20 protein-coding genes are annotated in these 20396 nt (G+C 64.3%); 16 read left to right on the top strand and 4 right to left on the bottom strand.

Translation table 11 applies throughout. The features are described 5' to 3' along the window. Positions 1–28: 28 nt before the first annotated feature. Complete coding sequence (locus tag L6D89_RS04745; protein ID WP_236198925.1) at positions 29–1153, bottom strand: methyltransferase; 1125 nt, start codon at positions 1151–1153, stop codon at positions 29–31. 343 nt (positions 1154–1496) lie between these two features. Between L6D89_RS04745 and L6D89_RS04740 the strand changes: the two genes are divergently transcribed. From L6D89_RS04740 to L6D89_RS04730, 3 genes are all read left to right on the top strand, one after another. Next, positions 1497–2489 (top strand): TRAP transporter substrate-binding protein, encoded by a 993-nt coding sequence (locus L6D89_RS04740; protein WP_236198924.1) that lies wholly within the window; start codon positions 1497–1499, stop codon positions 2487–2489. A 114-nt stretch (positions 2490–2603) separates the two neighbouring features. After that, complete coding sequence (locus L6D89_RS04735; RefSeq protein ID WP_236175633.1) at positions 2604–3380, top strand: ferredoxin--NADP reductase; 777 nt, start codon at positions 2604–2606, stop codon at positions 3378–3380. Between the two features lie 230 nt (positions 3381–3610). Beyond that, entirely contained in the window at positions 3611–5161 is a 1551-nt protein-coding gene (locus tag L6D89_RS04730) for a TerC family protein (protein WP_236198923.1), read from the top strand. Between the two features lie 39 nt (positions 5162–5200). Here the strand turns inward: L6D89_RS04730 and mscL are convergent, their stop codons facing one another. Further along, entirely contained in the window at positions 5201–5617 is a 417-nt protein-coding gene (gene mscL / locus L6D89_RS04725) for a large-conductance mechanosensitive channel protein MscL (RefSeq protein WP_024764778.1), read from the bottom strand. A 182-nt stretch (positions 5618–5799) separates the two neighbouring features. On the opposite strand from mscL, the gene L6D89_RS04720 reads away from it, so the two are divergent. From L6D89_RS04720 to radA, 3 genes are all read left to right on the top strand, one after another. After that, on the top strand, positions 5800–6042 hold the full coding sequence (locus tag L6D89_RS04720) for an HP1242/YdcH family protein (RefSeq protein ID WP_054906513.1): 243 nt from the start codon (positions 5800–5802) through the stop codon (positions 6040–6042). A 76-nt stretch (positions 6043–6118) separates the two neighbouring features. Continuing rightward, positions 6119–6361, top strand: coding sequence for a hypothetical protein (locus tag L6D89_RS04715; RefSeq protein WP_236175635.1), 243 nt, complete (start codon positions 6119–6121; stop codon positions 6359–6361). A gap of 54 nt (positions 6362–6415) precedes the next feature. Continuing rightward, a complete protein-coding gene (gene radA, locus L6D89_RS04710) occupies positions 6416–7795 on the top strand; it encodes a DNA repair protein RadA (protein WP_024764781.1) in 1380 nt (459 codons plus the stop codon). A 114-nt stretch (positions 7796–7909) separates the two neighbouring features. Here radA and L6D89_RS04705 read toward each other — a convergent pair whose 3' ends face one another. Then, positions 7910–8278 (bottom strand): PilZ domain-containing protein, encoded by a 369-nt coding sequence (locus L6D89_RS04705; RefSeq protein ID WP_184592153.1) that lies wholly within the window; start codon positions 8276–8278, stop codon positions 7910–7912. Positions 8279–8458: 180 nt separating this feature from the next. Here L6D89_RS04705 and L6D89_RS04700 point away from each other — a divergent pair, with 180 nt between their 5' ends. The 4 genes from L6D89_RS04700 (at position 8459) to yjiA (ending at position 12623) form a co-directional block, all read left to right on the top strand. After that, the gene (locus tag L6D89_RS04700; RefSeq protein WP_236175636.1) at positions 8459–8971 is read left to right on the top strand and encodes a DUF3015 domain-containing protein; all 513 of its coding nucleotides are present in this window, start codon (positions 8459–8461) and stop codon (positions 8969–8971) included. A gap of 188 nt (positions 8972–9159) precedes the next feature. Continuing rightward, on the top strand, positions 9160–11226 hold the full coding sequence (locus tag L6D89_RS04695; protein WP_236198922.1) for a carbon starvation CstA family protein: 2067 nt from the start codon (positions 9160–9162) through the stop codon (positions 11224–11226). A 12-nt stretch (positions 11227–11238) separates the two neighbouring features. Then, positions 11239–11442, top strand: coding sequence for a YbdD/YjiX family protein (locus L6D89_RS04690; protein ID WP_015478970.1), 204 nt, complete (start codon positions 11239–11241; stop codon positions 11440–11442). A gap of 182 nt (positions 11443–11624) precedes the next feature. Beyond that, positions 11625–12623 carry a GTPase gene (gene yjiA / locus L6D89_RS04685; RefSeq protein ID WP_236198921.1) on the top strand — a complete coding sequence of 333 codons (999 nt, stop codon included), beginning with the start codon at positions 11625–11627 and terminating at the stop codon, positions 12621–12623. A gap of 219 nt (positions 12624–12842) precedes the next feature. On the opposite strand, the gene L6D89_RS04680 is transcribed toward yjiA, so the two are convergent. Beyond that, entirely contained in the window at positions 12843–13529 is a 687-nt protein-coding gene (locus tag L6D89_RS04680; protein WP_236175639.1) for a GntR family transcriptional regulator, read from the bottom strand. 140 nt (positions 13530–13669) lie between these two features. On the opposite strand from L6D89_RS04680, the gene L6D89_RS04675 reads away from it, so the two are divergent. From L6D89_RS04675 to L6D89_RS04650, 6 genes are all read left to right on the top strand, one after another. Continuing rightward, positions 13670–14740: an ABC transporter ATP-binding protein gene (locus tag L6D89_RS04675; RefSeq protein WP_045216629.1), complete on the top strand. Its 1071-nt coding sequence runs from the start codon at positions 13670–13672 to the stop codon at positions 14738–14740. A 2-nt stretch (positions 14741–14742) separates the two neighbouring features. Further along, a complete protein-coding gene (locus tag L6D89_RS04670; protein WP_236198920.1) occupies positions 14743–15651 on the top strand; it encodes an ABC transporter permease in 909 nt (302 codons plus the stop codon). Next, positions 15648–16439: an ABC transporter permease gene (locus tag L6D89_RS04665; RefSeq protein ID WP_045216633.1), complete on the top strand. Its 792-nt coding sequence runs from the start codon at positions 15648–15650 to the stop codon at positions 16437–16439. The genes L6D89_RS04670 and L6D89_RS04665 overlap by 4 nt, the downstream gene beginning before the upstream one ends. 42 nt (positions 16440–16481) lie before the next feature. Further along, the gene (locus L6D89_RS04660) at positions 16482–17534 is read left to right on the top strand and encodes an extracellular solute-binding protein (protein WP_236198919.1); all 1053 of its coding nucleotides are present in this window, start codon (positions 16482–16484) and stop codon (positions 17532–17534) included. A 149-nt stretch (positions 17535–17683) separates the two neighbouring features. After that, positions 17684–18898 (top strand): amidohydrolase family protein, encoded by a 1215-nt coding sequence (locus tag L6D89_RS04655; RefSeq protein ID WP_236198918.1) that lies wholly within the window; start codon positions 17684–17686, stop codon positions 18896–18898. Further along, positions 18895–20394: an amidohydrolase family protein gene (locus tag L6D89_RS04650; protein WP_236198917.1), complete on the top strand. Its 1500-nt coding sequence runs from the start codon at positions 18895–18897 to the stop codon at positions 20392–20394. Before L6D89_RS04655 ends, L6D89_RS04650 begins: the two co-directional genes overlap by 4 nt. Positions 20395–20396: the final 2 nt, after the last annotated feature.

Here is a 20396-nt window from a genome sequence, read left to right as displayed (position 1 = left end):
GCGCGCCGGCCGGAGCAATCCCGGCGGCTTATTTGGTCGCTTTCAGCACCACGAATTTCGGATTTGCCGCCACTTGCTCGACGCCGCGGAACAGCCGCTTGAGCTTGGCGTGGTAGCCCAGGTGACGGTTGCCGACGATCCACAACTCGCCGCCTGTAACCAGCGCCGCGCGCGCCTGCTGGAACATGCGCCAGGCGAGGAAGTCGCCGACTACCTGCTGCTGGTGGAACGGCGGGTTGCACAGGACCAGGTCCTGCGAATTGGCAGGCTGGCTGGCCAGCCCATCGTCGGGATGGATATCCACAGGCCGGTCGCCGAGGGCCGCCTGCCAGTTCTCCTGGGCGGACTGCACGGCCATGTACGACTCATCCACCAGCGTCAGCTCGGCCTGCGGATTGAGCAGGGCGAAGGCGATGCCCAGCACGCCGTTGCCGCAGCCCAGGTCGGCGGCGCGCACGGCGTGGTGGATCTGCGGCAGGTGTGGGAGGAAGGCGCGAGTGCCGATATCCAGGCCGTCGCGACAGAACACGTTGGCGTGGTTGACCAGCGTGAGCGCCGGTTTGTCCAGGTGATAGCGCGTGGGGTAGGGCGAGGCAGGGGCTGGGCGTTGTTCGGCGGTGGCGACCAGCAGGCGGGCCTTCTTCACCGCCAGCGAGGCCTGCATCGGCCCGATGTACTTCTCCAGCAGGTCACCGGCGGCGCGCGGCAGATGCTTGATCATCCCGGCAGCGACCACCTTGGCGCCAGGAGCGAGCTGGCCGTGCAGGCGGATCAGCTGTTCTTCCAGTAGCGCCAGGGTCTTCGGCGCGCGCACCAGCACGTGGTCGAACGGGCCCTGCGGTATTTCGCTGGAGGGCACGAAACTCAGCAGCGCGCCGGTCAGGCCGTTGCGTTCCAGGTTGCGCTGCAGAGCGATGAAACCCAGGTGCGAGTCGCCGCTGCTGGTCAGCTTCACGTGGGGTGCGAGGCTGGCGGCGAGGGCGCCGAAGCTGTCATTGAGCACCAGCACCCGGCTGTTCGCGCCGACACCTTGTTCGTGCAGGTGCGCGAGCAGGTATTCGTCCGCCGCATCGAAGGCCTGCAGCGGGTCTTCGCGCTGTTCGGGGTGGCGGGCCAGGTCGAGCTGGGCGAAGGGGCTGGCGAGGACGGGCATGGGACTCTCGAACGAAGAAGGTCTGGGAACAGATGAAGCCGGAAGTCGCAATGAGACGAGGCTGATTGCAACGAGATTGTCATCAAACTGAGAAGCAGTTGGCCATCATCTGCTTGTGCAGGGCGGCGTTATACCGAAAAATTATGACCTATCCGCCCGCTGTCGTCTTTCCATCGCTGCGCGGCGGCCTCCCAATAATAACCGGGCGCTCCAGGCGACCCGGTAGGGCCCGATCCCGGAGCACGCCTCCGCCGACCGACGGCCACCACTCCAAGTCTTCACGAATCCTCGACACGCGACGTTCGTTCGCGCGCCGGGCTATTGCCATTGCATAAGGATGTCGATGTACAAGTCGTTACTCGGGGTGGCCCTGTCCGCCCTTTTCCTCGTGGCTCAAGCGGCCTTCGCCGATGCGCCCATCGTGATCAAGTTCTCCCATGTCGTTGCCGACGACACGCCCAAGGGTCGTGGCGCGCTGTTGTTCAAGAAGCTGGTGGAAGAGCGCCTGGCCGGCCAGGTGAAGGTCGAGGTATTCCCCAACTCCACGCTGTTCGGCGATGCCGACGAGCTACAGGCGCTGCAGGACGGCAAGGTGCAGATGCTGGCGCCGTCGTTGTCGAAGTTCGAGGGCTACACCAAGCAGCTCGAAGTCTTCGACCTGCCGTTCCTGTTCGATGACCTGGAGGCGGTGAAGCGCTTCCAGAAACGCGACAAGAGTCGTGAGCTGCTGCACTCCATGGCGCGCTCGGGCATCTATGGCCTGGGCTATTGGAACAACGGCATGAAGCAGCTCTCCGCCAACCGCGAGCTGCGCGCGCCGGCCGATGCCAAGGGCCTGGCCTTCCGTATTCAGCCGTCTTCGGTGATCACCGCGCAATTCGGTCTGCTCGACGCCACGGCAGTGAAGATGCCCTTCGCCGAGACCCTCAAGGCGCTGCAGGACGGCAAGGTGCAGGGCACCGAGAACACCTGGTCGAACATCGGCAGCCAGAAACTCGACAGCGCGCAGCCGTTCATCACCGAGACCAACCACGGTGTACTCAGCTACATGGTGATCAGCAACCAGAAGTTCTGGAACAGCATGCCGTACCCGGTGCGCACCCAACTGGAAAGCATCATCGAAGAAGTCACCGTCGAGGTGAACAAGGACGCCGAAGCGCTGAACCAGAAGGAACGCGAGCACGTGGTGGCCAACGGCAAGGCGCGCATCATCACCTTGAGCCCGGCCGAGCGCGACGCCTGGCGCACCGCCATGCAGCCGTTGTGGAAGCAGTTCGAAGGCGAGATCGGCACCGATGTGCTGCGCGCCGCCCAGGTGGTGAACCGCAAGCATTGATCTGCTGATCCAGCGCAGGTTTGTGGCGATCTTGCGGGATAGCCACAAGCCTTGCGGGTGTTTCTATTGCCCTGAATACGGGAAAATGGGCCGTTCCCTGCCAAGGAGCGGACGATGACCGCCAGCGAAGAGAAGTTCACCCGCCAGACCCTGCTGGAAGTGCAGACGCTCACCCCGAGCCTGTTCACCCTGCGCACCACCCGTGACAGCGGCTACCGCTTCCGTGCCGGGCAGTTCGCCCGCCTGGGCGTGTACAAGCCCAGCGGCAGTATCGTCTGGCGTGCCTACTCGATGGTCTCTGCGCCCCACGACGAGTTCCTCGAGTTCTTCTCCATCGTCGTACCTGGCGGGGAGTTCACCAGCGAGCTCAGCCGCCTGCGCGTCGGCGACCAGTTGCTGGTGGATCGCCAGGCGTTCGGTTTCCTCACCCTCGACCGCTTCCCCGATGGCCGTGACCTGTGGTTGCTGGCGACCGGCACGGGCCTGGCGCCGTTCCTGTCGATCCTGCAGGACTTCGAAGTGTGGGAACGCTTCGAGACCATCAAGCTGGTCTACAGCGCCCGCGAGGAAAAGGAGCTGGCTTATCGCGACCTGATCGCCAGCTTCGGCGCGATGGAACACCTGGCCGAACATATCCACAAGCTGCAGTTCATCCCGGTGGTCACCCGCGAGCAGGTGCCCGGCTGCCTGAATGCGCGGATCACCACACTGATCGAGAACGGCGAGCTGGAACGCGCCGCCGGTCTGGAACTGACCCCGGAACATTCGCGGGTGATGCTCTGCGGCAACCCGCAGATGATCGAGGACACCCGCGCCGTGCTGAAGGCCCGCGGCATGAGCCTGGCGCTGACGCGCAAGCCCGGGCAGATCGCCGTGGAAAACTATTGGTAAGTACCGCTCGATAGATTTTGAAAAGATTGTCCGCTGAGGGCGACCCGCCTTTGCCCTTAGGATAGGCGTCCGTTTCCCCTTTTTCGGACCTCGATGGACAGTCAAAGTACGAAGCCGACCCCGGTGCCTACCCCCGTAGAGCCCGTGATCGGCGAACCTCCCCCGGCACCCGCCTTCGCGGATGCTGCTTCCCGGCCTGCCATGGCGCGCACCCAGCGAGGTGAGTCGGCATGGAATGGCTGATGGATCCCACGGCCTGGCTTGGCCTGCTCACCCTGATCCTGCTCGAGCTGGTGCTCGGCATCGATAACCTGGTCTTCATCGCGATCCTCGCGGACAAGCTGCCGCCGCACCTGCGCGACCGCGCGCGGCTGATCGGCCTGTCGCTGGCGCTGCTGATGCGCCTGGGCCTGCTGGCGAGCATTTCCTGGCTGGTCACGCTCACCGAGCCGTTGATCGAGGTGTTCGGCAAGAGCTTCTCCGGCCGCGACCTGATCATGCTGTTCGGTGGTCTGTTCCTGTTGTTCAAGGCCACCCTTGAGCTGCATGAGCGCCTGGAAGGCCGCGTGCATACCTCCAACGGCAAGCGCGTCTACGCGGCCTTCTGGCCGGTGGTCGCGCAGATCGTGGTGCTGGACGCGGTGTTCTCCCTCGACGCGGTGATCACCGCCGTGGGCATGGTCGACGAGCTGGAAGTGATGATGATCGCGGTCATCTTCTCCATCGGCCTGATGATGGTCGCCAGCAAGCCGCTGACGCGCTTCGTCAACGAGCACCCGACGGTGATCATGCTGTGCCTGGGCTTCCTGCTGATGATCGGCTTCAGCCTGACCGCCGAAGGCCTGGGCTTCCACATCCCGAAAGGCTACCTGTACGCCGCCATCGGCTTCAGCCTGCTGATCGAGATGGCCAACCAACTGGTGCGCTGGAAGCGCCAGAAGAGCCTGCGCGGCCAGCGCGGACTGCGCCAGCGCACGGCCCACGCCGTGCTGCGCCTGATGGGTGGCAAGGTGCAGGCCGACGAGGTGGGCGAGGAAATCGCCGACCTGGTGGGACCCGACGATGGCGGTGACGCTCTGTTCGACCGCCGCGAGCGGGTGATGATCAGCGGCGTGCTGGGCCTGGCCGAGCGTCCGGTGAAGGCCGTGATGATCGACCGCCAGCGCGTGCACCGTGTGGATGTGGCCGACAGCCCGGAGGGCATCCGCCGCGCGCTGCTGGAGTCGCCGTACTCGCGCCTGCTGGTGATCCGCGAAGGCAACATCGACGAGCCGCTGGGCTACGTGCACAAGAAAGAGTTGTTCTCGGCGCTGCTGCAGGGCCGTGAGCTGGACGTCCTGCCGCTGCTGCGCGAGCCGCTAAGCCTGCCGGACAGCAGCACCGTGCTGGGCGCGCTGGAACAGATGCGTGGGGCCTCGACCCACCTGGCCTTCGTGGTCAACGAGTTCGGTGGCTTCGAGGGCATGCTCAGCATGACCGACGTGCTGGAGGCCATCGCCGGTGAGCTGCCCGATGCCAGCGAGGTGTCCGGTACGGACATCGAGGCGGAGGCGGGCGCCTACCGGGTGGATGGTGCCGTGACCCTGTCGGCGCTCGCCGAACGAGTCGGCTTCCACGCCCGCCCGACGGCGGAATACCAGACCCTGGGCGGGCTCGCGCTCAAGCACCTTGGCCGCTTGCCGGCCAAGGGAGACACGCTGGAGCTGGGCGGCTGGCGCCTGGAAGTGACGGAAGTCAGCGAGCGACGCATCGGCCGTGTGCTGCTGACCCCGCCGGGCTGACGCCTGGAGGGGCAGCGCCCGGCCGAATCAGCGATCTGCTCAGGGCGCGCGGTTGTTCTGCTGCTTGAGCAGGTCGCGGATTTCGGTGAGCAGCGTCTCTTCCGGTGTCGGTACCGGGGGGACGCTGGGCTCCACGGCTTCTTCGCGCTTGAGTCGGTTGATGGCCTTCACGCCCATGAAGATGGCGAAGGCGACGATGATGAAGTCCAGGCAGGTCTGGATGAACTTGCCGTAGGCCAGCACCACGGCCGGCACGTCGCCTTCGGCGGCCTTCAGGGTGATCGCCAGGTCCGAGAAGTCCACGCCGCCAATCAGCAGGCCGATAGGCGGCATGATCACGTCGCCGACGAAGGAAGAGACGATCTTGCCGAACGCGGCGCCGATGATGATACCGACGGCCATGTCGACCACGTTGCCCTTGACGGCGAAGGCCTTGAACTCGCTAAGCAGACTCATGCACAGACTCCTTGTTACGCAATAGAGGGGACAGGCGCAGTTTAGCGGCCTGTCGCCGTCTGAACACCCCGGCGCGGTCCAATTCATGCCGCATGACCGGCGGCGGTGGGCGGGTTCACAACCTGGTCTAGGCTTACCGGGCAACCTATCCACGCCCACGCATCCACAGAAGGAGGCCCGCCATGCCGCTCGAGCATCATCCCCTGTCCCGCGAATTTCCCGAGCAGAAGGCACTGATGACCCGGTTGCACGGGAAAGACGCCAATTTCACCCGCATGGCCGCCAGCTACGAAGAGCTGGACAAGAAGATCTATGACATCGAAGACGGCCGCGAGGCGATGGACGACCTCGCCCTCAACTCCCTCAAACTGCAACGCGTGACGCTGAAGGACGAGATTGCCGACCTGCTCAAACGATCCGGTTGAGCTTGACCAGAGTCAAGGGTGTTGGACGGAGCGAGGCGTAGGCTCCTGTCATCCTTTTCCAACCGGTGCCACCGCCATGCGTACATCCATTTCGTCCTCTGGCAAGTCCGTCACCAAGCCCTCAAAGCGTAACGTCGAAGCCCTGCGCGCCCAGGAGCGCCTGGTGCGCATGAAATTGCAGTACGAATTGCTCGACCAGCGCATCGGACGTGTGGAGGAGGGCATCGAGCGCCCTGATTGCACCCTCGCTTCGCTGCTGATGCGCCGCGAGAGCCTCAAGCACGACATGGAGAGCCAGTACCGCCGCCTGGCGGGCTGAAGCGCTTGGCCCAATTGGCTATGATGCGGACTTTGTATTCGACGGAAGTCCCTCATGGCCAAGGCCAAGCGCATGTACGGCTGCACCGAGTGCGGCGCCACCTACCCGAAATGGGCCGGGCAATGCCCTGACTGCGGCGCCTGGAACACCCTGGTCGAGGCCGTCATCGATACCACGCCTACCGGCGGCTCGGGTAGCAGTTCTTCCGGCCGTGGCGGTTGGGCCGGCCAGCAGGCCAACATCAAGACCCTCGCCGAAGTCAGCGTCGAGGAGATGCCGCGTTTCTCCACCGCATCGGCGGAACTGGACCGCGCCCTGGGCGGCGGCCTGGTCGACGGCTCGGTGGTGCTGATCGGCGGCGACCCCGGTATCGGCAAGTCGACCATCCTTCTGCAAACCCTCTGCAACATCGCCACGCGCCTGCCGGCACTCTATGTCACCGGCGAGGAATCCCAGCAGCAGGTCGCCATGCGCGCCCGCCGCCTGGGCCTGCCCGAAGACAAGCTCAAGGTCATGACCGAGACCTGCATCGAGACCATCATTGCCACGGCGCGCCAGGAGCAGCCCAAGGTGATGGTGATCGACTCGATCCAGACCATCTTCACCGAACAGCTGCAATCCGCGCCCGGCGGTGTCGCCCAGGTGCGCGAGAGTGCGGCACTGCTGGTGCGCTTTGCCAAGCAGAGCGGCACGGCGATCTTCCTGGTCGGTCACGTCACCAAGGAGGGCTCGCTGGCTGGCCCGCGGGTGCTGGAACACATGGTCGACACCGTGCTGTATTTCGAGGGCGAATCCGACGGCCGCCTGCGCCTGTTGCGGGCGGTGAAGAACCGCTTTGGTGCGGTGAACGAACTGGGCGTGTTCGCCATGACCGACCGCGGGCTGAAGGAAGTTTCCAACCCGTCGGCGATCTTTCTCACCCGTGCCCAGGAGTCGGTGCCGGGTAGCGTGGTCATGGCAACCTGGGAAGGCTCGCGGCCGATGCTGGTGGAAGTGCAGGCGCTGGTCGACACCAGCCACCTGGCCAACCCGCGCCGGGTGACGCTGGGCCTGGACCAGAATCGCCTGGCCATGCTGCTGGCAGTGCTGCACCGCCATGGCGGCATCCCGACCTACGACCAGGACGTTTTCCTCAACGTAGTTGGCGGTGTGAAGGTTCTGGAAACAGCGTCGGACCTGGCGTTGATGGCGGCGGTGATGTCCAGCCTGCGCAACCGCCCGCTGGATCACCAGTTGCTGGTATTCGGTGAGGTCGGCCTGTCTGGCGAAGTCCGCCCGGTGCCCAGCGGTCAGGAGCGCCTGAAGGAGGCGGCCAAGCACGGCTTCAAGCGCGCCATCGTGCCCAAGGGCAATGCGCCGAAGGAGTCACCACCCGGCCTGCAGGTGATCGCGGTAACACGCCTGGAGCAGGCGCTGGATGCATTGTTCGAATAGATTCGCTTCGGCGTTGGTGATAGGCGATCGCTGACAAAGTCCGCTCCTACGAAAATGCCAACCTTGGTGTAGGAGCGGGCTCCGTCCGCGATCGCGCGACGTTGGCACGGTCGTTCAGTGCTCGCTGAGCAACGTCAGCTCCCGCTCCAGCAGCGACTCGTCGCCCAGGTTCAGTTCGACCAGGCGGCGCAGGTGGCTGATCGAATCCAGGTCGATGTGCCGGCAGTTGAAGCCCAGCAGGCCCTCACGCTCCCAGGCGAGATCGGCCTCCATATAGACGTTGACGTCGAAGCCCAGGTAGATGCGCACCTGCACCGGCTCCGCGGCAACTATGTTCCAGTGCTCCGGGCGTTGCACCAGCAGCCCCTGCAGAGACAGGTCCAGCAGCGTCACCTTCCAGCGCTGGTCGCCCTGGCTGATCTCCGTGCCGGCGTCGAAGGCAATGCGCTGGAAGCGCCGGCGCTCGTCGTGATCGTCAGTCATATCGTGGCTCTCCGGCCGTTTCCGCTTTGCCTCACTATAGACAGAAGCCACGGGAAACGCGTCGCACGTCGATTGCCGAGGTTTCGTCCGTCAGACACATCCCACGCCGGTTTGACAGGGTGCCAGCCCTCGCCAAAGCTCCATGAGCGTTAATCCAATACCAACTGCGGAGTGCAGAACATGGATAAGAAGCTCGTGAGCAAGGGTTTGATCATTGGAGTGCTTAGCGCCGCCAGCCTGCTGGCGCAAGCTGACGAAGCAGGGCAGAGCGGCAAGGGCTGCGGCTGGGGCAACATGGCCTTCGACGGTCAGCGCGGCCTGTTCCCGCATCTGCTGGCCACCACCACCAACGGTACTTCGGGCAATGCCACCTTCGGCCTGACTTCGGGGACCAACGGTTGCGACGCCAATCAGCGCATCACTTACGGCGGCCGCTCGATCTTCGCCATGAATGGCATGCTCGACAACATCGCCGAGAACATGGCGCAGGGGCATGGTGAAGCACTGGATGCCTACGCCGTCCTGCTCGGCATTCCAACCCAGGATCGCGCGCATTTCGCACAGGTCACCCAGCAGCATTTCGGTGAGATCTTCACCTCCAAGGACACCACCGGCGAGCAGGTGCTGAACAACACCCTGGCGGTGATGAGCCGTGACCAGACGCTGGCGCAGTACGCCAAACAGCCTGCCTGACGATCTGTCGCAGCATGAATAGGCCCGCCACAAGCGGGCCTTTTCATTTCCTGACCCCAGGGTCGGAACGCGTTGACCTCCGGCAATAAGCGCGTAACCGCTCTAGACTAAGGTCGTATGAATGGGTCGCTGGAAAAGACTAGAATTTTTCTGCGAATTCTCGCCTTCAAACTGTCGGAAGCCTCGCTATGAACAATAACAACAGCCTGCTACGTCACCTCGCCTGGCTGGCGGTGGCGATAGTTGGTGCATTTGCCTTGGGAGTCGTGGCGCTACGCCGCGGCGAAGCCATCAACGCACTGTGGATCGTCGTCGCGGCCGTCGCCATCTATATGGTCGCCTACCGCTACTACAGCCTGTTCATCGCCACCAAGGTGATGCAACTGGACCCCAACCGAGCGACCCCCGCGGTCCTCAACAACGACGGCCTGGACTACGTCCCGACCAACAAGCACATCCTCTTCGGTCACCACTTCGCCGCCATCGCCGGCGCCGGCCCGCTGGTCGGTCCCGTATTGGCGGCGCAGATGGGCTACCTGCCCGGCACGCTCTGGCTGATCGCCGGCGTGGTGCTGGCCGGCGCCGTGCAGGATTTCATGGTGCTGTTCATCTCCAGCCGCCGCAACGGGCGCTCGCTGGGTGAACTGGTCCGCGAGGAAATGGGGCAGGTGGCGGGGACCATCGCTCTGTTCGGCGCGTTCCTGATCATGATCATCATCCTCGCGGTGCTCGCGCTGATCGTGGTGAAGGCCCTGGCCGAAAGCCCGTGGGGCATGTTCACGGTACTGGCGACCATCCCGATCGCGCTGTTCATGGGCGTGTACATGCGCTACATCCGCCCGGGCCGCATCGGCGAGATTTCCGTGGTCGGCATCGTGCTGCTGCTGGGTTCCATCTGGCTCGGTGGCCAGATTGCCGCCAGCCCCGAGTGGGCCCCGGTATTCACCTTCCATGGCGTGCAGATCGTCTGGATGCTGATCGCCTACGGTGCCATCGCCTCGGTGCTGCCGGTGTGGCTGCTGCTGGCGCCGCGTGACTACCTGTCGACCTTCCTCAAGATCGGCACCATCATCGCCCTGGCCATCGGCATCGTGATCGTCTCGCCGGAGCTGAAGATGCCGGCCCTGACCCAGTTCACCGACGGCACCGGTCCGGTGTGGAAGGGCGGCCTGTTCCCGTTCCTCTTCATCACCATTGCCTGTGGCGCCGTGTCCGGCTTCCACGCGCTGATCTCCTCGGGCACCACGCCCAAGCTGCTCAACCGCGAGCCGGACGCCCGTTATATCGGCTACGGCGGCATGCTGATGGAGTCCTTCGTGGCCATCATGGCGATGGTCGCTGCCTCGGTCATCGAGCCGGGCATCTACTTCGCCATGAACAGCCCGCCGGCCGTGGTCGGCACCGACGTCACCGCGGTGGCCGCGACCGTCAGCAGCTGGGGCTTCAGCATCACCCCGGAAGTGCTGGCCCAGACCGCCAAGGACATCGGCGAGACCACCATCCTGGCCCGTGCCGGTGGTGCGCCGACCCTCGCCGTGGGTATCGCGCACATCCTTCACCAGGTGCTGCCGGGTGAGAACACCATGGCCTTCTGGTACCACTTCGCGATCCTCTTCGAGGCGCTGTTCATCCTCACCGCGGTGGACGCCGGCACCCGTGCCGGGCGCTTCATGCTGCAGGACCTGCTGGGCAACTTCGTCCCGGCGCTGAAGAAGACCGAATCCTGGACCGCCAACATCGTCGGCACCGGCGGCTGCGTCGCGCTGTGGGGCTGGCTGCTGTACCAGGGTGTGGTCGATCCGCTGGGTGGCATCAACACGCTGTGGCCGCTGTTCGGCATCTCCAACCAGATGCTTGCCGGTATCGCGCTGATGCTCGCCACCGTCGTGCTGATCAAGATGAAGCGCCAGCAGTACGTCTGGGTGACCGCCCTGCCGGCCGCCTGGCTGCTGATCTGCACCACCACCGCGGGCCTGATCAAGCTGTTCGACAGCAACCCGGCCGTGGGCTTCATCGCCCTGGGCAAGAAGTACTCCGCCGGCCTGGACGCCGGGCAGATCATCGCCCCGGCCAAGGACATCGGCCAGATGCAGCACGTGATGATGAACGCCTACATCAACGCCGGCCTCACCGTGCTGTTCCTGCTGGTGGTGTTCAGTGTGCTGGTGTACGCGATCAAGGTAGGCGCCAGCGCCTGGACCAAGAAGGAGCGCACCGACAAGGAGGCTCCGTTCCAGCCGATCCCGGACGCCTGACGGAGGTTCACCATGTTCAATGACCTCAGCCGCATGGGTAAGTATCTCGGACAGGCCGCACGTATGCTGGTCGGCATGCCCGATTACGACACCTACGTTCAGCACATGCAGAACAAGCACCCGGACAAGACTCCGATGACCTACGAGGAGTTCTTCCGCGAGCGCCAGGAAGCGCGCTACGGTGGTGGCAAGGGAAGGCCGATCCGCTGCTGCTGATACGATGAAACTGGCGGCGTGGCCGATGCTGCGTTGCCAGCGGCGGGAAAAGTGCTCGTCTACTGAAGTAGACTCCGCTTTTTCCCGCCACTGGCGCCTTGCCTCGCCGACGTTTCATAAATGGAATTGCGGGCTGCGAGCGATCGCAGCCCGTTTTCTTTTCCGATTGCCTGGATGTTCCCATGACCGATTCCGCAAGCGTGCCGCAGATTCCGGTGACTGTTCTCACCGGTTTCCTCGGGGCCGGCAAGACCACCCTGCTCAAGTACATCCTCAAGGCCGAGCACGGCCTGAAGATCGCCGTGATCGAGAACGAATTCAGCGAGACGCCCATCGATGCCCAATTGCTCGGCGACGACGCGGTACAGGTGACGACGCTGTCCAACGGCTGCGTCTGCTGCACCATCAATAGCGACCTCGAGCGTGCGCTCTACGTCCTGCTGGAGCGCCGCGACAACGGCGAGCTGGATTTCGACCGCCTGGTGATCGAGTGCACCGGCCTGGCTGATCCGGCCCCGGTGGCGCAGACGTTTTTCGTTGACGAGACCCTGCGCGAGCGTTATCTGCTCGACGGCATCATCACCCTGGTGGACGCCGCCAACGCCGACCGTCACCTGCAGGAAGTCATCGCCCAGGCCCAGGTCGGCTTCGGTGACCGTATCCTGGTGAGCAAGCGCGACCTGGTGTCTCCGGAACAATACGACGCCCTGGTGGAGCGCCTGCAGCGCATCAATCGGCGCGCCGAAATCCACGCGGTGGAGCACGGCGCCATCGAGCTGGAACGCCTGCTCGACGTGCGCGGCTTCAACCTCAACGCCGACGTCGGCCTGCGCCCGCTGCTGCGCCCGGTACGACCGGCGGCGGACACTACCGACCGCATCTCCACGCTGGTGCTGCGCAGCGACAATCCACTGGATATCGAGCGGCTCAGCGAGTTCATGGACGACCTGCTGCAATGGCATGGCAACTCGCTGCTGCGCTACAAGGGCGTGCTGAACATCGCCGGGGAGGAACGCCGCCTGGTATTCCAGGGTGTGCTGCGGCTCTATGGGTTCGACTGGGACACCGAGTGGAAGGGCAACGAGCAGCGCGAGAGCGTGATCGTCTTCATCGGTGACAACCTGCCCGAAGAGGAGATCCGCCGGGGCTTCGACCGGATTACGGGCGGCCCGACCGCCTGAAAGCAGACGCCCGGCCAATGCCGGGCGTTTTGCTCTCTGTAGGAGCGAGCTTGCTCGCGAACCAGCGCTCCCAGTTGGCACTGCAATTTGCTGCCTCGCAGAGCCTCTCCCTCGCCCTTTACGGAGATGGACTATTCGGTGAAGCGTTGGGGCTGGAGTTGGCCTGGAGCTTCTGTTCGCGAGCAAGCTCGCTCCTACACAAAAGCGGCATGGCGTTACTCAGCCACCAATCAGATGCTTGAGCGGGTGATAGTCCGCCTTGAGGTTCCCTGCTGCCTTGATGATCGCCTGCTCGATGGCGTTCAGGTGCATGCAGGTCAGCTCGATGGCCGCCGCCTGGTTGCCCGCTTCGATGTACTCGATCAACTTCTGGTGCTCGTTGCCGCGGCAGGTTTCGTGCTGGTCGTCGTCCAGGGTAGTGGCGTAGAGCGAGGCGCGCTCGATCAGCTTGCGGAAGAAATCCAGCAGCACCGGGTTGTTCAGTGCCGCCGCCAGCTTGAGGTGGAATTCGCCCAACAGGTGGACGAACCGCGCGTGGTCATGGTCATGGGTCGCCTCTTCCAGCGCCACGTGCTCGCGCAGGTCCTGGATGATCGCGCTGTCTGCGCGGCGGCAGAGTTCGCTGACGATGCCGATCTCGATCAGCCGCCGTGTTTCGAACAGCGAGCGGATCTCCTCGTCGCTGGGTAATGACACCCATGCACCCTTGTTGAGCGCGCTGGATACCAGCCCATCCGCTTCCAGATGTTTCAGCGCCGCGCGCACCGAAGTGCGGCTGACCTTGAACAAATCCGCCAATGCCGCCTCGCCGAGCTTCATGCCCGGGCGCAGGCTGCGCTTGCTGATCGCCTCGTAAACCCCTTGGTAGACGCGTTCCACCGTGGATTCGGGGTGCTTCTCCGTCATGAGCGACTCCGCCTCTTGCTTGACCCTTCAAAGGATGCCGCAAAACCGTCCGTGCAAAACCAGTTGCAGAAGAAAAATACATCAGCTATTTCTAGATTGCATTCAAATATTGCATACAAAAACAAGAGGAATGCACCAAAATGAATCACTCGTCGTCAGTCGAGGTGCGTCGGGTCAGCAAGCGCTACACCGATGATCCCAACGTCGCTCCCGCCCTCAACGAAGTGTCGGTCGACATCGCCCATAACGAATTCTTCACCCTGCTGGGGCCGTCCGGCTGCGGCAAGACCACGCTGCTGCGCAGCATCGCCGGGTTCGAGAACGTCACTTCCGGCGACATCCTTGTCGGCGGCGAGCGGGTCAACGACCTGCCGCCGTACCGCCGCCGCATCAACACCGTGTTCCAGAGCTACGCGCTGTTCCCGCACATGTCGGTGAGCGAGAACATCGCCTTCGGCCTGGAGATGCAGGGCTTGCAGCGCTCGGAGATTCCGAAGCGGGTGAAGGAAATGCTCGCGCTGGTGCAGATGGAACACCTCGCCCGGCGCAAGCCGGCGGAACTCTCCGGCGGCCAGCAGCAGCGCGTGGCGCTGGCCCGTGCGCTGGCGCCCAAGCCTTCGGTCCTGCTGCTCGACGAACCACTGTCCGCCCTGGACCTGAAGCTGCGCAAGGAAATGCAGGTCGAGCTCAAGCGCGTGCAGGAAGAGGCGGGCATCACCTTCATCTTCGTCACCCACGACCAGGAGGAGGCGCTGACCCTGTCCGACCGCATCGCCGTGATGTCCCACGGCAACATCATGCAGATCGGCACGCCCAACGAGATTTACGAACGCCCGACGCATCGCTTCGTCGCGCAGTTCATCGGTGACATCAATTTCCTCCCCGGGCAGATGCGCCAGGGCGGCTTCCACCCCAACGCCATGGCCGCAGAGATTCCCTGTGAGCTGCCGGCAGGTCTGAGCAGCGCCAGCGTGCAGCTGGCCTTCCGCCCGGAACGTTCCAAGCTGGTCGACCCGTCGCAGCCGCACCACCTGCGCGCGGTGATCGAGACGGTGATGTACGTCGGCACCGCCACGCTGTATCGCTGCCGCCTGCCCGATGCCTCGCAGATCACCCTGCGCGAGAGCAACGAGGGCGGCCGCGCCCGCGACGTCGGCGAGGCCGTGGCGGTGCACCTGCCGCCCCAGGCCTGCCTGCTGATGGAGGCCTGAGTATGAAGGAGTCGCCCACTACCCGACGCCTGTTGCTGCTCAGCCCGGTGGCGCTGACGCTGCTCGGGCTGATCGCCATTCCGCTGGCGATCATGGGCTACATCAGCCTGTTGCCGCGCAACCTCTATGGCGGCGTCGACTGGCACGCCGACTGGCAGATCCAGAGCTACGTGCAGTTGTTCTTCCAGGAAGACTTCGACGGCAACCTGGAGCTCAACTGGGTCTACGCCCAGGCGCTGCTGCGTTCACTGTTCCAGGCTGGCGGCACCACGCTGCTGTGCTTCCTCTTCGGCTTCCCGGTGGCGCTGTGGATGACCAGCCTGAGCGAGCGTTCGCGCAACCTCATGGTGCTGCTGATCACCATTCCGTTCTGGACCAACCTGCTGATCCGCAACTACGCCTGGCTGATCATCCTCCGCGAACACGGCTGGATCGCCCAGGCGGTCAACGCGCTGTTCCCCCAGGCCGGTGGCATCACCCTGCTGTACAACGACTTCGCGGTCTGCGTCGGCCTGGTCTACAGCTTCCTGCCATTCATGATCCTGCCGATCTACTCGACGCTGGAGAAGCTCGACTGGCGCCTGGTCGAAGCCGCCTACGACCTTGGCGCGAATCGCTGGAAGGCGCTGCGCCGGGTGATTCTGCCGCTGTCCATGCCCGGCGTGATTGCCGGCTCGCTGCTGGTGTTCGTGCCTAGCCTGGGCGCGTTCATCACCCCAGCCATCCTCGGCGGCGGCAAGACGCTGATGATCGGCAACCTGATCCAGCAGCAGTTCGGCACCGCTCGCAACTGGCCGCTGGGCGGTTCGCTGTCGTTCCTGCTGCTGGCGATCATGCTGCTCGCGCTGATCGCGTTCGCCCTCTATAGCCGCCGCGCCGCCAAGGCCGTCCACCTGGGAGCTTCCGCATGATCGCCCAGCACCTGAAGAAACTCCCCGGCACTCGCGAGACCAGCCTGCTGGTGTTGGCGTACCTGTATCTGCCGATCTTCGTGTTGATCGCCTACAGCTTCAACGCCAACCGTTCGGCCACGGTGTGGACCGAATTCTCCTTCGCCTGGTACGGCAAGATCGTCGCCAACCCTTCGATCCAGGCGGCGGCCTTCAACTCGCTGGTGGTGGCGGGCTTCGCTACCGTGCTGTCCACGGCGATCGCCCTGGCGGCGGCGCTGGCGACCTCGCGGCCGTTCTACGGGCGGCGGATGGTGGAAGGCGGAATCAACCTGCCGCTGATCCTGCCGGAGATCGTCATTGCGGTAGCCACGCTGCTGCTGTTCATGTCGCTGGGTATCAAGCTCGGCCTGATGACGGTGATCGTCGCCCACGTCGGCTTCTGTATTCCGTTCGCTTACCTGCCGATCCGCGCGCGCCTGAACGACCTGGACAAGAGCCTGCTGGAAGCCGCCGGCGACCTCTACGCCAGCCCGTACCAGGTGTTCCGCCGGGTGACCCTGCCGCTGCTGTGGCCGGCAGTGCTGTCCGGCGCAGTGCTGGCGTTCGTGGTCAGCCTCGACGATTTCATCATGACCTTCTTCGTCGCCGGTCCCGGCTCGACGACGCTGCCGGTCTACATCTTCTCGGCCATCAAGGCCGGTGTGACCCCTGAGATCAATGCCATCTCGACCCTGATGCTGGTGATTTCCATCGTCCTCGTGGTGCTGTCGTACTGGCTCGGCCAGCGCGGTAAACCGGACGCCTGATAACGACTGTCGACCCTGACCTTTAGCTTTTCGGAGAGCCCTATGAAGTTGAATGCCCTGCGTCACGGCCTTGCCGGTTTGTCTCTCGCCCTGCTGGCCGCGGGCGTCGCCCAGGCCGAGGAACCCAAGCAGCTGTTCTTCTACAACTGGACCGACTACTACCCGGTGGAACTGCTGGCCAAGTTCGAGAAAGAGACTGGCATCAAGGTCACCATGGACGGCTACGACAGCAATGAAACCCTGCTGGCGAAACTGCAGGCCGGCGGTGCGGCATATGACGTGATCGTGCCGTCGCATTCGATCATGCAGACGCTGATCAACCAGAACCTGCTGCTGGAAATCGACACGCCCAAGCTGGCCAACTTCCAGTTCGTCAAACCGGCCTTCCGCGATCCGGCCTTCGATCCGGGCCGCAAGTACTCGGCGCCCTACCTGTGGGGCACCACCGGCTTCTCCTACGACAGCGCGCGGGTGCCGGGCGGCAAGCTGGACGATTCGTGGAAGGAGTTTTTCGAACCGCGTCCGGAGCTGCAGGGCCAGGTCGCCGCACTGGATACGCCGAGCAGCCTGATCAACGCCGCTGCGCACTACCTCAACATAGACGAGTGCACCGAGAACCCGCAGGACGCGAAGAAGATTCTCGAACTGCTGCAGAAGCAGAAGCCCTTCCTGAAGATGTACAGCTCGGACAACACCGTGGACCGCATGGCCTCCGGCGAAGTCGTGCTGATGCAGAACTGGAACGGTTCCACCGCGCGCGCGACGCTGCAGAAGAGCACCATCAAGTATGTCTACCCGCGCGAGGGCTTGGCCTCCTTCCAGGACAACTTCGCCGTGCCGAAAAGCGCGCCGCACCCGGAGAACGCCAAGGTCTTCATCAACTGGATGATGAAGCCGGAGAACGCTGCCGCAGTGACCAACGCCATCGCCTATTCCAACGGCATCCAGACCGACCAGTTGCTCGACGCCAAGTGGAAGGTCATGGACGCCATCAACATGCCCGAGGAATACGCCTCGCGCCTGCGCCTGGAAAAGGAATGCAGCAACAAGTCCCGCGAACTGCAGGACCGCATCTGGTCCAAGCTCAAGGGCTGAGTCCTCACCCGAAGCTCGTGCTCGTTTTTCGCTCTTCGTAGGATGGGTGGAGCGGAGCGATACCCATGCGGCCGGCAAAACGATGGGTATCGCAGGCTCCACCCATCCTACAAAACAGCTCCGATCCAACTTCCTGTTTCGAGGTCCCCATGACCGACAGCTACTGGCTGCGCAACATCCGCCCGCTGGGCAACGCCGCGGAAGACTTCCTCATTCGTGATGGCCGCATCGCCGAGCGCCGCCCGGCAAGCGGCGCCGACATTCAGCCGGGCGAGATCGACGGCGCCGGCCAATTGCTCGTGCCGCCGCTGGTGGAAAGCCACTGCCACCTGGACAAGACCCTCTGGGGCCAACCCTGGCGTCCGAACAGCGCCGGCCCCACGCTCAAGGACTACATCGCCAACGAGCGCCGCGTGCTGCGCGAGATCGAAGCGCCGATTGCCGAGCGTGCCGGCGCGCTGCTGGAGCACTGCATCGCCCGTGGTTCGCTGACCTTTCGTTGCCACGTCGACATCGATCCCGAGCTGGGCCTGCGCCACGTGGTCGCCATGCAGGCGCTGCGCGAGCGCTACGCCGACCTGATCGACATGCAGTTCGTGGTCTTCCCGCAGACTGGCCTGGTCAGTCGCCCCGGCACTGCCGAGCTGATGCGTGAAGCCATGCAGCTGGGTGTGGAAAACGTCGGAGGTCTGGACCCCTGCGGCATCGACGACGATCCCATCGCGCAGCTGGATATCGTCTTCGGCCTGGCCGTGGAGTTCGGGCGTGGCGTGGACATCCACCTGCACGACAAAGGCGAGCTGGGCCTCTGGCAGATCGCCCGCATCGCTGAGTACACCGAGCGTCACGGTCTGCAGGGCAAGGTCATGATCAGCCACGCCTATTGCCTGGGCATGGCGCCGTGGGAGCAGGTCGAACCGCTGGCCGAGCGGCTCTCCGAGCTGGGTATTTCCCTGATGAGTTCTGCGCCGGCCGACACCCCGGTGCCGCCGTTCCTTGCCCTGCGCGAAGCCGGCGTCAACCTGTGCCTGGGCAGCGACGGCATCCGCGATGCCTGGTCGCCCATGGGCAATGGCGACATGCTCGAACGCGCCATGCTGCTGGCCTTCCGCTTCGACCTGTGCAAGGACGACGACCTCGCCGCTGCATTCGGCGCGGCCACTGCCAACGGTGCCCGGGCGCTGGGTCGCGAGCCCGCGCGCCTTGAACTTGGCGCAGCGGCAGATTTCCTTCTGCTGCCGGTGCAGACCCTCGGTGAAGCCGTGGTCGCGCGCCCGGCGCAGCGCCAGGTATTCAAGTCTGGCAGGCTGATTGCCGAGCAGGGTCGCCTGTTGGCCTCTCGTCTGCAGGAGCGGGGTCTGTGAGCACTTCTCGCACCGGCCTGAAAGCCAGCTTCGTGGTCGGCTTCGACGGTCGCCAACACGTACTCTGGCGTCACGGCGAAGTCGTGTTCGACGGCGCGAAGATCGTCTTTGTCGGCCGCGGTTTTCCGGGCGAAGTCAGCCAGTGGATCGACTACGGCCATGCGCTTATCGGCCCTGGCTTCATCGATCTCGATGCGCTCGGCGATCTGGACTCCACCGTGCTCACCCTGGACAACGGCGCCGAGTGGAACATGGGGCGTGTCTGGTCCGAAGACTACCTGCGCGCCGGGCCGAGCGAGTGCTACAGCCCGGAGGAGGAGCTGTTCAAGTACCGTTACGCCTTCACCCAGCTGATCCGCAACGGCATCACCACCGCCATGCCGATCACCTCGATGTACTACCGGCGCTGGGCTGAGCACTACGACGAATTTGCCGGAGTCGCTGCGCTGTCCGGCGAGCTCGGCCTGCGTACCTATCTCGGCCCCTGCTACATGAGCGGCATGACCTGTGCTCGCGCCGATGGCAGCCCTGCGCAGCACTGGGACGAATCCGCCGGACTTGCCGGACTGCGGGAAGCCGAACGTTTCTTCCGCGACTTCGACGGCGCGCACAACGGCCTGGTGCGCTGCGCGCTGCTACCAGACCGTATCGAAACCTGCACACCCGCACTGCTGGAGAGCACCGCCGCCGTGCAGCGCGAACTGGATGCGCCGCTGCGCCTGCATTGCTGTCAGTCGCGCTACGAAGTCGAACTGGTGCGCCGTCTGCGCGACACCTCGTCGCTGCAATGGCTGGACAGCTACGGTCTGCTCAACCCGCGCAGCGTGCTGCCCCACGGCATCCTGCACAGCGGCGAGCACGAGTTGCAGCGCCTCGCCGATACCGGCGCGAGCCTCGTGCATTGCCCCGTGGTGTTCGCCCGCGAAGGCGATGCGCTGGATTCGTTCGGTGCCTACCGCGCACGCGGTATCAACCTCGCCATGGGCACCGATACCTTCCCGGCGGACATGCTCGATAACCTGCGCCAGGGCCTGAACATTTCGCGGATAAAAGAAGGCGATGCCGAGCACACGCGCATGCTCGACCTCTACAACGCAGCAACTCTCGGTGGCGCCCAGGCGCTGGGCCGTGATGACCTCGGCCGTCTCGCTCCTGGCGCCCGCGCGGATATCACTGTGTTCCGCCTCGGTGACTTCCATCAGGGGCCGTTCTTCGACCCGCTGAAGAACCTGTTCACCGCTGGCCGTGGCGACGACTGCATTGCCAGCTTCATCGATGGCCGCTGCGTGATGCAGGGCGGCCAGGTGATCGGTGTCGACTACACCGACCTGCAACGCCGCGCCGACGCCCTGTTCCAGAAGCAGATGCAGCACCACGCCGAGCGCGCCTTCGGCAATCCACCGTGGCGCACGTTGTTCCACTCCGCGATTCCCTTTGCCGACACCTACAGCGCTGCTGCGCCCTTGCTCGACACCCACGCGCCCAGTGCCTTCTGAAG

This window comes from Pseudomonas pseudonitroreducens (assembly GCF_021603645.1).
Classification (GTDB): domain Bacteria; phylum Pseudomonadota; class Gammaproteobacteria; order Pseudomonadales; family Pseudomonadaceae; genus Pseudomonas; species Pseudomonas pseudonitroreducens.
This window is presented reverse-complemented; position numbering and strand designations above follow the sequence as displayed.